Annotated in this window: 11 protein-coding genes; 5 read left to right on the top strand and 6 right to left on the bottom strand. The window is 70.8% G+C overall.

What is annotated here, in order from left to right; translation table 11 throughout:
- The first annotated feature begins 34 nt into the window (after window positions 1-34).
- The 4 genes from OG707_RS23705 to OG707_RS23690 all read left to right on the top strand — a co-directional run bounded on the left by OG707_RS23705 (window position 35) and on the right by OG707_RS23690 (window position 3,391).
- Complete coding sequence (locus OG707_RS23705; RefSeq protein ID WP_329121499.1) at window positions 35-217, top strand: GH36 C-terminal domain-containing protein; 183 nt, start codon at window positions 35-37, stop codon at window positions 215-217.
- 131 nt (window positions 218-348) lie between these two features.
- Complete coding sequence (locus tag OG707_RS23700) at window positions 349-2,013, top strand: penicillin-binding transpeptidase domain-containing protein (protein WP_329121498.1); 1,665 nt, start codon at window positions 349-351, stop codon at window positions 2,011-2,013.
- 44 nt (window positions 2,014-2,057) lie between these two features.
- On the top strand, window positions 2,058-2,549 hold the full coding sequence (locus OG707_RS23695) for a YbaK/EbsC family protein (protein ID WP_329121496.1): 492 nt from the start codon (window positions 2,058-2,060) through the stop codon (window positions 2,547-2,549).
- Window positions 2,546-3,391, top strand: coding sequence for a DMT family transporter (locus OG707_RS23690; protein ID WP_329121494.1), 846 nt, complete (start codon window positions 2,546-2,548; stop codon window positions 3,389-3,391). Before OG707_RS23695 ends, OG707_RS23690 begins: the two co-directional genes overlap by 4 nt.
- A 41-nt stretch (window positions 3,392-3,432) precedes the next feature.
- On the opposite strand, the gene OG707_RS23685 is transcribed toward OG707_RS23690, so the two are convergent.
- The 5 genes from OG707_RS23685 to OG707_RS23665 form a co-directional block, all read right to left on the bottom strand.
- The gene (locus OG707_RS23685; RefSeq protein ID WP_329127939.1) at window positions 3,433-4,209 is read right to left on the bottom strand and encodes an SDR family NAD(P)-dependent oxidoreductase; all 777 of its coding nucleotides are present in this window, start codon (window positions 4,207-4,209) and stop codon (window positions 3,433-3,435) included.
- A 10-nt stretch (window positions 4,210-4,219) separates the two neighbouring features.
- Window positions 4,220-5,383: a serine hydrolase domain-containing protein gene (locus OG707_RS23680; protein WP_329127937.1), complete on the bottom strand. Its 1,164-nt coding sequence runs from the start codon at window positions 5,381-5,383 to the stop codon at window positions 4,220-4,222.
- Window positions 5,384-6,703: 1,320 nt separating this feature from the next.
- Window positions 6,704-7,471 carry an energy-coupling factor ABC transporter ATP-binding protein gene (locus tag OG707_RS23675; protein WP_443071376.1) on the bottom strand — a complete coding sequence of 256 codons (768 nt, stop codon included), beginning with the start codon at window positions 7,469-7,471 and terminating at the stop codon, window positions 6,704-6,706.
- The gene (gene cbiQ, locus OG707_RS23670; RefSeq protein ID WP_329121490.1) at window positions 7,468-8,229 is read right to left on the bottom strand and encodes a cobalt ECF transporter T component CbiQ; all 762 of its coding nucleotides are present in this window, start codon (window positions 8,227-8,229) and stop codon (window positions 7,468-7,470) included. Before cbiQ ends, OG707_RS23675 begins: the two co-directional genes overlap by 4 nt.
- Window position 8,230: 1 nt before the next feature.
- Window positions 8,231-9,280, bottom strand: a complete 1,050-nt coding sequence (locus OG707_RS23665; protein ID WP_329121488.1) for an energy-coupling factor ABC transporter permease — start codon at window positions 9,278-9,280, stop codon at window positions 8,231-8,233.
- 149 nt (window positions 9,281-9,429) lie between these two features.
- Here OG707_RS23665 and OG707_RS23660 point away from each other — a divergent pair, with 149 nt between their 5' ends.
- Entirely contained in the window at window positions 9,430-9,810 is a 381-nt protein-coding gene (locus tag OG707_RS23660; protein WP_329121486.1) for an SsgA family sporulation/cell division regulator, read from the top strand.
- Between the two features lie 4 nt (window positions 9,811-9,814).
- Here the strand turns inward: OG707_RS23660 and OG707_RS23655 are convergent, their stop codons facing one another.
- On the bottom strand, window positions 9,815-12,058 hold the full coding sequence (locus tag OG707_RS23655; RefSeq protein WP_329121484.1) for an MMPL family transporter: 2,244 nt from the start codon (window positions 12,056-12,058) through the stop codon (window positions 9,815-9,817).
- Between the last annotated feature and the right edge of the window lie 61 nt (window positions 12,059-12,119).

Genomic DNA, 12,119 nt, shown 5'->3' with positions numbered 1-12,119 from the left:
TCCGGGTCTCCTGTCGAGCGGAAGCCTGCGACACGTGGTCGTCGCCTGGGGCAAGCAGCGCACGCAGCGGCTCGCCGGGCTCTCACCTGCGGCGCTGTACGTCGACGACGCGACGGGGGCCGTACACCACGCGACGATGCTGCTGACGCACGGGCTGCCGCTCGATCTGCCCAAGGGGGACCGGCCCAGCACGGTGGTGCAACTGACGCGGCAGTAACCAGCATCCCGGTCTTGTAACGGTGGCCCCTGCAGACACATCTGCTTCACGGAATGCGCTTACCGTGTCCTCAGGAAGCTCCTTGAACACGTTCAAGGAGTACACGGGGACCCTGGGGAGGGGACAGCGCGATGCGCAGTGGGGCGAAGGTCGGCATTGTCGGCAGTGTGTTCGCGGTCGTGGTCGGCGGTATCGGCTACGGCGCGTACAACGTGTGGAACGGGATCAACGGCGGCTCGTCGGGGAGCAGCGGTCATTCGACGACCCAGGGCGCCCCGGCGAAGACGTCAGGCCCGCTGAGCGACGACGAGATCAAGAACACCGCGAAGGACTTCCTGGCGGCGTGGGCGTCGGGCGACCCGGACAAGGCTTCGCAGCTCACCAACAACCCGGTGGATTCGCTGAGCGCACTGGCCTCCTTCAAGGAGGACGCCGCCGTCTCGAAGATGCAGATCGCGCCCGGGACGCCGACCGACACGAAGGTGCCGTACACGGTGAAGGCGACGGTCACCTCCGACGGCGTGAGCAAGCCGTGGTCGTACGCCTCGACGCTCACCGTCGTACGCGGCAAGTCGACCGGGCGGGCGCTGGTCGACTGGCTGCCGAGCGTGATGTACCCGCAGCTGAAGACCGGGCAGTCGATCATGACGGGCAAGGCGCCGACGGCGGCGATCAAGGCTGTCGACTACCGGAATCGTGAGCTGACGAAGGAGAAGTACCCGTCGCTGGGGTCGATCCTTGATCAGTTGCGGAAGAAGTACGGGGCGAAGGCCGGCGGAAAGCCGGGCATCGAGATGTACATCACCGGTGGCGAGGGCGAGTCCGCCGCGAACACCACACTGCTGACGCTGGCCAAGGGCACGCCTGCGCTCCTGCGCACGACGCTGGACGCGGATGTGCAGGCGGCGGCCGAGAAAGCGGTGAAGCGGTTCTCGGAGGCGTCCGTGGTGGCGATCAAGCCGAGTACGGGCGAGATCCGGGCGGTCGCCAACAACCGTACGGACGGCTACAACGCGGCGCTGCTGGGCACGCAGGCCCCCGGCTCCACGATGAAGATCGTGACGGCGGCGATGCTCATCAACAACGGTCTGGCCAGCGAGAACAAGCCGATCCTGTGCCCGGTGGACGTCGTCTGGCAGAGCCAGCATTTCCACAACCTGAAGAACTTCTACGACTCCAACGCCACGTTGAAGACAGCCTTCGCCAAGTCCTGCAACACCGCCTTCATCAAGCCGCTCGGCAAGTTCGGGGACAACCAGATCGACCCGAGCACCGCGCTCTCCTCGACCGCCGAGAAGTACTTCGGCATCAACAAGGAGTGGGACGCCGGGGTGTCGACCTTCGACGGCAAGGTGCCGCCGTCGGACGGGCCCAACCAGGCGGCAGCCATGATCGGGCAGGGACAGATCCAGATGAACCCGCTGAACATGGCGTCCATCACGGCCACCGCGAAGTACGGCACCTTCAAGCAGCCGCACATCGTGGCGCCATCGCTGATCGACGGCACCATCGCAACCGCCCAGTCACTCCCGTACAACACCGCCCAGCAGCTCCGCGACATGCTGCACGCCACCGCGACTCTGGGCATCGGAACGGCCACCGGCGCCATGTCGAGCGTCCAGGGATACGACAAGGGCGCCAAGACCGGCTCCGCCGAAGTCGACGCCCAGGGCAAGTCCAACAGCTGGTTCACCGGTTACAGCGGTGACCTCGCCGCAGCCGCCGTCGTCCAGTCCGGCGGCCACGGCGGCACCGCAGCCGGCCCCGTAGTCGCCGCGGTCCTGAACGCAGGCTGATACTCCTTCGCACGGTCCGCACGCCGCCCGCTAGCGTGCGGACCATGAGTACTCCCGCACCTGCCGTTAACCCCAGGTTCGCCGAAGCCCTCCGCGGACTGGGTCTGGAGAACGTCGAGATCCGCACCTTCCCCGAAGCCACGCGCACCGCCGCCGAAGCCGCGGCCGCCATCGGCTGCGAGCTCAGCGCCATCGTCAAGTCCCTGATCTTCGAGGCCGACGGAGTCCCCGTCCTCGTGCTCGTGGACGGTTCGTCGCGCGTCGACACCGAGCTCGTACGGTCCGCCCTGTACGCCGCGAAGGTCAAGCGCGCCGATGCCGCCCTCGTACGCGAGACGACCGGCTACGCCATCGGCGGCGTCCCGCCCTTCGGGCACCGCAACCCCACCCGCGTCCTCGCCGACCGCGGTCTGCTCGACCACGACGTCGTCTGGGCGGCGGCCGGGACCCCGCACACCGTCTTCGCCCTCGACCCCAAGTCCGTCGTCGAGCACGCCGGAGCCACCCTCACCGATGTCCGGGAGCTCGCCGCGTGACTCCGCTCGTCACCCTCGCGGTCGTCTTCGCCGCGATAACGCACGCCACCTGGAACGCCCTCGCCCACCACATGAAGGACCAGCTGGTCTCCTTCACCCTGATCTCCGGCGGCGGCGCGCTGCTCGGGCTGCTCGCCGCGCCGTTCGTGCCGTTCCCGCACGCCGGGGCCTGGCCGTACCTCATCGGGTCGGCCGCCCTGCACGTCGCGTACATGCTCCTGCTGATGCGGTCGTTCACGCTCGGCGACTTCGGGCAGATGTATCCGATCGCGCGCGGTACGGCACCCCTCGTGGTCACCGTCCTGGCCGCCGTCTTCGTCCACGAGGTGCCGGACGCCTGGCAGTTGGCGGGTGTCGCGGTCGCATCCGCCGGCCTGGTCGGCGTCGCGCTCTGGGGCATGAAGGGGTCGCGCCCGCACTGGCCGGCGCTGATCGCCGCCCTCGCGACGGGGCTCGCGATCGCCTCGTACACGACCGTCGACGGGATGGGCGTGCGCGCCTCCGGGAGCTCCCTCGGCTACATCGCCTGGCTGATGATCCTGGAGGGCATCGCGATCCCGGCGTACGCACTGCACAAGCGCCGCGCCGAACTGCTGCCGCAGCTGCGGCCGGTGGCGGTGCGGGGCATGGCGGGGGCCACGCTGTCCGTCATCGCGTACGGCCTCGTCCTGTGGGCCCAGACCCGCGCCCCGCTCGCGCCCATCGCGGCGCTCCGCGAGTCGTCGATCATCGTGGGGGCGGCGATCGGCGCGGTCTTCTTCAAGGAGCGGTTCGGGGCGCCGAGGATCGCGGCGGCCGGCCTGATGGTGGTCGGCATCGGGCTGATGCTGCACGCGGGCTGACGGGGACGACGGCGGCGTTGATCGAGCACGCCACCCGCTGATCAGCCGTCGGAACGCGCCCCGCGGAAGGGCGCGTTGACCGCGAGGATGCCGCCGTCGACCCGCAGCGTCGTCCCCGTGATCCACGACGCGTCGCGCGAGGCGAGGAAGGCGATCGCCGCCGCGATGTCCTCGGGCTCGCCGACCCGGCCCAGCGGGTAGACGCCCGCCAGGTACGCCAGGTCGTCCTCGCGGCCCGCCCAGCCCCCCGTGCGGATGGTGCCGGGCTCGACGACGTTGACGCGTACGCCGCGTGGGGCCGCGTTGCCCGCGAGCGTACGGGTCAGGGACGCGAGGCCCGCCTTGGCGGCGCTGTAGGCGTGGTTGCCGAAGTCGACCTCGGCGTTGACGGAGCCGACGTTGACGATCGCGCCGCGCCCGCCCGCCGCCTCCAGATGCGGCAGCGCGGCACGGCACACCCGGAACGCGCTGGTCAGGGACCCTTCCAGGTCCCGGTTCCAGGACTCGTCGTCCTGGTCCTCGAAGCGCGCGGCGTCCGGGGTGCAGGAGTAGGCGTTGTTGACCACGACGTCCAGCGACCCGAACTCCCGTACCGCGTACGCCACCGCCGCCTCCACGGCCGCCCCGTCGCGGGCGTCGCAGACGAGGGGCAGCGCGCCGGGTATCGCGGCCGCCGTCTTCTCCGCATGCCCCGCGTCCAGGTCGGTGACCAGGACCCTGGCCCCCTCCTCGCCGAACCGGCGGGCCGTGGCGGCCCCGATCCCCTGTCCGGCGCCGGTGATCAGGACTCCGTACCCGTCGAATCGCTGCATCTGCATCATGCAGCGATCATGACGCCGCGCGCACCGCCCTGACCAGAGCCTGTGCACGGGGGTCGGCGGTAACCCCCTTCTGCATGCCGTTGGTTACGTAACCGAGCGCGATCCCCGACTCCGGATCGCCGAACCCCAGCGACCCGCCCCGCCCGGGATGCCCGAAAGATCCGGGGCCGAGGAGCGGCGACGCGGAGCCGTGCAGCATGAAACCGAGCCCGAAGCGGGTGTTGACGACCAGCACGCGGTCGGGGCCCGCGGACTCCTCGGTCCTGGCCAGCGCGAGGGTGGCGGGGGCGAAGAGGCGGCTGCCGTTGTCGACGGGGCCGATCATCGCCGCGTACAGCCGCGCCAGCGCCCGTGCCGTCGAGTTCCCGGTCGCGCCGGGCAGTTCGGCGCCCCGGTACAGGGGGTCGTTCTCGTCCGGGGCCGGGGAGATGGCGCCGAACGCGCGCCGGGTCAGCGACGCGGTGTCGGCGTACGCCTCGGTCACGGCCCGCTTGGGGCGGAGCTTCAACTCGCCGCCCACCGCGGGCGGTTCGACCGGTCCGAGGCGGCCCGCCCGGTGCTCCTCCTCGGCCGGCAGACCGATCCAGAAGTCGAGGGCGAGCGGCCTGGCGATCTCCTCGGCGACCCACTGCCCGATGCCCCGCCCGGTGACCCGCCGCACCAGTTCGCCGACGAGCCAGCTGTAGGTGTGCGCGTGATACCCGTGGTCGGTGCCCGGCTCCCACAAAGCCTGCTGAGCGGCGACGGCCCGCGGCCCGGACACCCCGTCCCGCGCCTCCTGCGGTGTGAGCGGCCGGTCGAGGACCGGGACCCCGGCCCGGTGCGACAGCAGATGCCGTACGAGCGCACGCTCCTTGCCGCCCGCCTTGAACTCGGGCCAGTACGTGGAGACCGGCGCGTCCAGATCGAGCTGCCCGCGCTGGTGCAGCAACAGCGGTACGGCGGCGGCGACACCCTTGGTGACGGACCGCACGATCTGCACGGTGTCGACCGCCCACGGCTCGGCCCCGTCCACGTCCCGGGTCCCGCCCCACAGGTCGACGACCTTGTGCCCGTCGCGGTAGACGGTGACGGCGGCGCCCCGCTCCCCGCGCTGCTCGAAGTTGCGCACGAACGCGTCCCGGACCGGCTCGAAGCCGTCCGCCACCGTGCCCTGGACCTGGACGTCCACCACTGCGCACTCACTCCCGCCGACCCACGCGCCCCACCGACGCACCCTCCATAGTGCATCGCCCCTCTGACAGTGCCGACGGGGAGGGGTGGGGGTGGGTGGGGCCGGGTGGGGCCGGGTGGGGCCGGGTGGGTGGTGGGCTTCGGGTGGGTGGGGCTGTTGCGCGGCGTCTCGCGCCTTCGGCGCAAGGAGGCTGGCTACAGCGAACGGGTGGGGGGCGGGCGTGGGTTGCCGGTCGCGCGGGTTGGTTGGGTGCTGGTGTCACAAGATCTACGACGCTGCGCGTCGTAGGCCTCGCCCTGGGGGCGAGTCCGGCTGGCTGCTGCCGCGATGTGGTTGCGGTCTCGTGGACACCGCGATGCTCGTGCGGACCGGTAGGGCTGATCGGTTCGGCTGCGGGGCACTTCGGCGGGGTGGTTGGGGTTACAGCGTCCGGGATGGAGCTCCGCTCCCCGCGCCGGGGGCGGATGTCGCACCACCTGCATGGGGCTGCCGGTCTCGGCTCGGCGCCAACGGGTGGTCGGTTGGTGGGTGTTCATGCCCCGCTGGTCGCCGTCCGGTGGGTGGTGGGGTCGGGGCTGTTACCCCGGGTTGCGGTGGGTAACGGACAGGCATAGCGGACATATGGGTGCGCCTGGTGTCCGCTTCCGGCCGCAACGGGATATCGGGCACCCGGCGGGAGGGCGTAGGGAGCCGGCGGCTCGGGCCGCTGCGAGATGCGGAGGTCCGGCGGGACCGGACCTCCGCATCTCGCAGTGACGGCCGCGCCGCACCACCCGGGGCACACCCTTCACGCCCGCCGGGCCCCTCGCCCCATCCCCCACCGGGCGGTGACCAGCGGGGCATGAAGTCCAGCCGAACGAACAGTGGTTGACGCCGGGCCGAGACCGGCAACCCCATTCAAGTGGTGCGCGAACCGGCCGCCCCGCACCCACCCCGCCCCGGACCGCATCCCGGCCGGGCCGCTGTTGCGGGCGCAGCCCGCACCCGGGCACCGGTCCGCCGCCCGCAGCCCCGGGCCCGCACCCAACCCCCGCCCTTCCGGTCCGGGCCACACCCCACCCCAGGTCCCCTCCCCACTGTGGCCAGGCCTCCCTGCCGACCGATAGCCGCCAACCCCAGCGCCGGAAGGGACGGGGTCAAGGGTGAAGCGCAGCGCAATCGGCGCAGCCGACGCGACCGCAGGGAGCGCCCTTGACCCCGGCCCTGGAGGCGCGCACACTCCCGGCGTCGGTTGACAGGGAGACCCACCAAACGAAGCCCCCGACCAGCGGAGCCGGGTAGGACCCCCACCCGACCCCCGCCCGCCGTCACCCCCGTTCAGGCGGCGGGCACAGCCGCCGTCCGCGGGTCGAAGCCGAACGGCAGTTCCAGGCGGTGCGAGCGCATCAGTTCGTCGTCGGAGAGCAGGTCGCGGGTCGGGGCGTCCGCCACGATCGCGCCCTCGCTGAGGATGACGGCGCGAGGGCAGAGCTCCATCGCGTACGGCAGGTCGTGGGTGACCATCAGGACCGTGACGTCCAACGACCGCAGGATGTCGGCCAGTTCACGGCGCGAGGCCGGGTCCAGGTTGGACGAGGGCTCGTCGAGGACCAGGATCTCCGGCTCCATCGCCAGCACGGTCGCCACCGCGACGCGGCGGCGCTGGCCGAAGGAGAGGTGGTGCGGGGGCCGGTCCGCGTACTCCTCCATGCCGACCAGCGTCAGTGCCTTGCGTACCCGCGCCTCCAGTTCGGGGCCGCGCATGCCGGCCGCCGCCGGGCCGAAGGCCACGTCCTCGCGGACCGTCGGCATGAAGAGCTGGTCGTCGGGGTCCTGGAAGACGATGCCGACCCGGCGGCGGATCTCCGCGAGGTTGGACTTGGCGACGGGCAGCCCGGCCACCGAGACCGTGCCGGCGCCGCCGGTGAGGATGCCGTTGAGGTGCAGGACGAGGGTCGTCTTGCCCGCGCCGTTGGGCCCGAGCAGGGCGACGCGCTCGCCGCGGCCGACGGTGAGGTCGACGCCGAAGAGGGCCTGGTGGCCGTCGGGGTAGGCGTACGCGAGGCCCGAGACCTCAAGGGACGGGGCGGAGAGTGCGGTGGTCATAGCGTCCATCCCAGCAGACAGATGAAGAGGGCCGCGACGGGGAGGGCCGCGGCGGACGTCCACTGCTCGCGCGAGGCGGTGACCTCGTCGATGACCGGCATGGAGCCCGTGTAGCCGCGGCTGACCATGGCCAGGTGGACGCGTTCGCCCCGTTCGTAGGAGCGGATGAACAGGGCGCCCGCCGACTTGCCGAGGACGCCCCAGTGGCGGACGCCCTTCGCCTCGAATCCGCGGGAGCGGCGGGCGATCGACATACGGCGCATCTCGTCGGTGATGACGTCGCCGTAGCGGATCATGAACGACGCGATCTGGACGAGCAGCGGCGGCAGTTTCAGCCGCTGCAGGCCCAGGAGCAGCGACCGCAGCTCAGTCGTTGAGGCGAGGATGACGGACGCGGCGACGCCCAGCGTCCCCTTGGCGAGGACGTTCCAGGCGCCCCAGAGGCCGGGCTCGCTGAGCGACATCCCGAGGACGTGGACCTGGTCGCCGGGGACGACGAACGGCATGAGCACGGCGAAGGCCACGAACGGGATCTCGATCAGCAGCCGCTTGAGCAGGAAGCCGGCCGGGATGCGGGCCAGCGTGGCAACCACCGCGAGCAGCACCGCGTACAGCCCGAAGGCCCACATCGCCTCGCGGGGCGTCGACACCACGATGATCACGAAGGCGAAGACGGCGGCGAGTTTGCAGTGCGGCGGCAGCTCGTGGACGGGCGAGTGCCCGTGCCGGTAGAGGCGGTGTGCGTGGCCCGCGCCCATGTCAGACGCTTTCCGCTACGGAGGCCGGCGCGACGGGGCTGCGGCGGCGGCGGATCACCCAGAAGACCCCGCTGCCGACCGCGATGGTCGCACCGACGCCGACGGCGCCCGCGATGCCGCCCGCGAGGCGGGAGTTGGAGACGTCCTTGAGGCTGTAGCCCGCGAACGGGGAGTCCTCGGTGTGGTGCGGCTCGGTCTTGGCGTCGATGCCCTTGTCGTGGGCGACCTTCTCCAGGCCGTCGGGGCTGGCCGAGGCGTAGAAGGAGACGAAGCCGGCGAGGACGAGCGCGGTGATGAGCCCTGCGCCCCAGACCTTGCGGGTGGAGGTCTTCGTACTGGCGGCCACCGGGACGGGGGCGGGGGCGTCGACCAGCTCGCCGCCGACGCGCAGCTTGAGCGGGGCGGTGAGACCGCGGGCGCCGTAGACCAGGTCGGGCCGTACGGCGATGACCGCACCCACGGTCAGCGCGGTGATCGCGGCCTCGCCGATACCGATGAGGACGTGGACGCCGACCATCGCGGTCAGGACCTTGCCGATGGGGACGTCGGTGGTGCCGCCGAGCGCGTACATCGCGGTGAAGGCGAGGGCCGCGGCCGGGACGGAGAGGAGCGCCGCGGCGAAGGAAGCGGCGGTGATGGAGCTGCGGCGGCGCGGCAGCACCTTCACCAGGCCGCGGAAGACGGCGTACGCGACGACCGTCGTCACGATCGCCATGTCGGTGATGTTCACGCCGAGCGCGGTCAGCCCGCCATCGGCGAAGAGGATGCCCTGCATGAGGAGGACGACGGAGACGCAGAGGACCCCTGTATAGGGGCCGACGAGTATCGCCGCGAGCGCCCCGCCCAGCAGGTGTCCGCTGGTGCCGGCGGCGACGGGGAAGTTCAGCATCTGCACGGAGAAGATGAAGGCGGCGACCAGTCCGGCCAGCGGCGCGGTGCGCTCGTCGAGCTCCTTGCGCGCTCCGCGCAGGGAGACGGCGATGGCACCGGCGGCTATGACGCCGGTGGCGGCGGAGACAGGTGTGTTGATGAATCCGTCGGGGACATGCATGGAGGGCTCCTCGGCGTGGTGAACCGTTCGATGATAGTGCCTTATTGCGAATGGTTCGCAGGAGCGTCCGATGTGGATTTACCCAAGACCTCCCCATCGGAAAATATGCGACATTAGGTGCATACAGCTCAAGCGTGAGGAGCCAGTCCATGTCCGCTGCGTATCCCTCCGTCGAGGAACACACCCGAGGGCAGATCGTCTCGGACGCCATCGGCAACCGCTCCGTCCCCGTGGCCCTGCGCTACGACCCCGTGATCAGCCCCGACGACATCCATGTCGTCTTCCCCGGCGGCAGCGACTGGGTCTTCGCCCGCGACCTGCTGGTCACCGGCCTGCGCACCCCCGTCCGCAGCGGCGACGTGGGCGTCTGGCCCTGCGGCCGCGTGCAGGCCGTCCTCGAGTTCCATTCGGCGAAGGGGGCGGCACTGGTGCAGTTCGACTCCAGGGCACTGATCCGCTTCCTCCGCCGTACGTACGGACACGAAGAAGTCCCCCGCGCCCTGATCGGGCACGGGGGACGGCTTCACTGAACGGTCAGGCGTTCACGAGTTCACGCTTCTCGTCCGGGTCCGAGGAACCGGAGGACTCGGCTTCGAGCTTGCGCAGCCCCTCGCCCTCCACGTCCACGTTCGGCAGCGCGCGGTCCAGCCAGCGCGGCAGCCACCAGGCGCGCTTGCCGAGCAGGGCGAGCACCGCGGGCACGATCGCCATACGGACCACGAAGGCGTCGAAGAAGACCGCGATCGCGAGCCCGAAGCCGATCATCTTGATCATCGAGTCGCTGGCTCCGATGAAGCCGGAGAAGACCGCGATCATGATGACGGCCGCGGCCGTGACCACCCGGGCGCCGTGCTTGAAGCCGGTGACGATCGCCTCGGCCGGGCGTTCCCCGTGGACGTACGCCTCACGCATGCGCGTGACCAGGAAGACCTCGTAGTCCATGGCGAGACCGAAGACCACACCGACCATGAAGATCGGCATCATCGACATGATCGGGCCGGTCTGCTCGACACCGAACAGCCCGCCGAGCCAGCCCCACTGGAAGACCGCGACGACCGCGCCGAGTGCGGCGACGACCGAGAGCAGGAAGCCGAGGGCTGCCTTCAGCGGGACCAGGATGGAGCGGAAGACGATCATCAGGAGCAGGAAGGCGAGGCCGACCACGAGCGCCAGGTAGGGCAGCAGCGCGTCGTTCATCTTCTGCGAGAAGTCGATGTTCATGGCCGTGGAGCCGGTGACCAGGACTTCGGCGCCGGTGGAGGACTTGAGCTCCGGGGCGGCGTCGCGGATGGAGTGGACGACGTTCTCGGTCTCGACCGTGCTGGGGCCCGACTTCGGGACAGCTGTGATCGTCGCGGTGTCGCCGGCCTTGTTGAAGGCGGCCGGGTAGACGGCGGCGATGCCGTCGAGACCCTTGATCTTCTTCTCCACGTCGGCGGCCGCGGCGTGCGGGTTGTCGCTGCCCTTGGCGTCGACGACGACCATCAGCGGGCCGTTGAACCCGGGGCCGAAGCCGTCGGAGAGCAGGTCGTACGCACGGCGCTGCGTGGTGCTGGTCGGCTGCGAGCCGTCGTCGGGCAGGCCCATCTCCAGCGAGGAGACGGGGAGCGCGATGGCGCCCAGGCCGATGACACCGACGAGCAGGACCATGAGCGGGCGGCGCAGGACGAAGCGGGCCCAGCGGGTGCCCATGTTGGGCTTGGCCTCGGGGTGCGCCTCGCCCTTGGCGAGCGAGGTCTTCTTCGCGTCGGCGGCCTTGCGGGCCTTGCGGCCGAAGACGCGCTTGCCGACGAAGCCGAGCATCGCGGGGATCAGGGTCAGGGCGATGAGGACGGCGATGGCGACCGTACCGGCGGCTGCCATGCCCATCTTCGTCAGCATCGGGATGTTGACGACGGCCAGGCCGACCAGGGCGATGACCACGGTGAGACCGGCGAAGACGACGGCGGAGCCTGCGGTTCCGACGGCCCGTCCGGCCGCTTCCTCGCGTTCGCGGCCCTCGGCGAGCTCCGCGCGGTAGCGGGAGACGATGAAGAGCGCGTAGTCGATGCCGACCGCGAGGCCGATCATCATCGCGAGCGTGGAGGTGGTGGAGCCGAGGTCCAGGACGTTGGCGAGCGCCGTGATCGAGGAGACGCCGATGCCCACGCCGATGAGCGCGGTCAGCAGCGGCAGCCCGGCGGCGACCAGCGAACCGAAGGTGACGACGAGCACGATGCCCGCGAGGATGACGCCGATGATCTCGCCGGACCCGGTCTCGGGCATGGCCTGCAGCGCGTCACCGCCGATCTCGACGGTGTACCCGGCCTTCTGGGCCGCGGCCGCGGTGTCCTCCAGCGAGTCCTTGGCCTCGTCCTTCAGCTCCATCGCGTTGACCTTGTACGCGACGGTGACGTAGGCCGTGGAGCCGTTCTTGGAGACGGCGCCCGTGGCGTACGGGTCCGAGACCGACTTGATCTGGTCCGAGCCGTCCGTCAGCTCGTTCGAGACCTTCTTGACCTCGGCCTTGGCGTCCGGGCCCGTCATCTTCTCGTTCGCAGGGGCCTTGAAGACGATACGGGCCGTCGCGCCGTCCGAGCTGGAGCCCGGGAAGCGCTGGTCCAGCAGGTCGAAGGCCTTCTGGGCCTCGGTGCCGGGAATGGAGAAGGAGCTGGAGGTCGAGGTGGCGGCGGAGGCGGCCCCGAAGCCCGCGAGGGCCAGGAGCGCCACCCACACCAGGGCGACGTAGCGGCGGCGCCGGAAGGCGAACCGTCCGAGCTTGTAAAGGAAAGTGGCCACGAGGGCGGACTCCCGGTCAGGTCGTTGAGACGTACGTGACGTACGTGACGTACATGGGCGT

Origin of the sequence: Streptomyces sp. NBC_01465 (genome assembly GCF_036227325.1) — a bacterium.
In the GTDB taxonomy this organism is placed as follows: domain Bacteria; phylum Actinomycetota; class Actinomycetes; order Streptomycetales; family Streptomycetaceae; genus Streptomyces.
Note: the sequence above shows the minus strand (reverse complement) of the source record. Positions and strands in the feature narration are given on the sequence as shown.

What these genes read in the sequence shown, in the direction of transcription:
- cbiQ (WP_329121490.1), bottom strand. Translation starts at nt 8,229, where the DNA reads ATGGGCGCGGGCCACGCACACCGCCTCTACCGGCACGGGCACTCGCCC.
- OG707_RS23675 (WP_443071376.1), bottom strand. Translation starts at nt 7,471, where the DNA reads ATGACCACCGCACTCTCCGCCCCGTCCCTTGAGGTCTCGGGCCTCGCG.
- OG707_RS23700 (WP_329121498.1), top strand. Translation starts at nt 349, where the DNA reads ATGCGCAGTGGGGCGAAGGTCGGCATTGTCGGCAGTGTGTTCGCGGTC.
- OG707_RS23665 (WP_329121488.1), bottom strand. Translation starts at nt 9,280, where the DNA reads ATGCATGTCCCCGACGGATTCATCAACACACCTGTCTCCGCCGCCACC.
- OG707_RS23685 (WP_329127939.1), bottom strand. Translation starts at nt 4,209, where the DNA reads ATGCAGATGCAGCGATTCGACGGGTACGGAGTCCTGATCACCGGCGCC.
- OG707_RS23695 (WP_329121496.1), top strand. Translation starts at nt 2,058, where the DNA reads ATGAGTACTCCCGCACCTGCCGTTAACCCCAGGTTCGCCGAAGCCCTC.
- OG707_RS23660 (WP_329121486.1), top strand. Translation starts at nt 9,430, where the DNA reads ATGTCCGCTGCGTATCCCTCCGTCGAGGAACACACCCGAGGGCAGATC.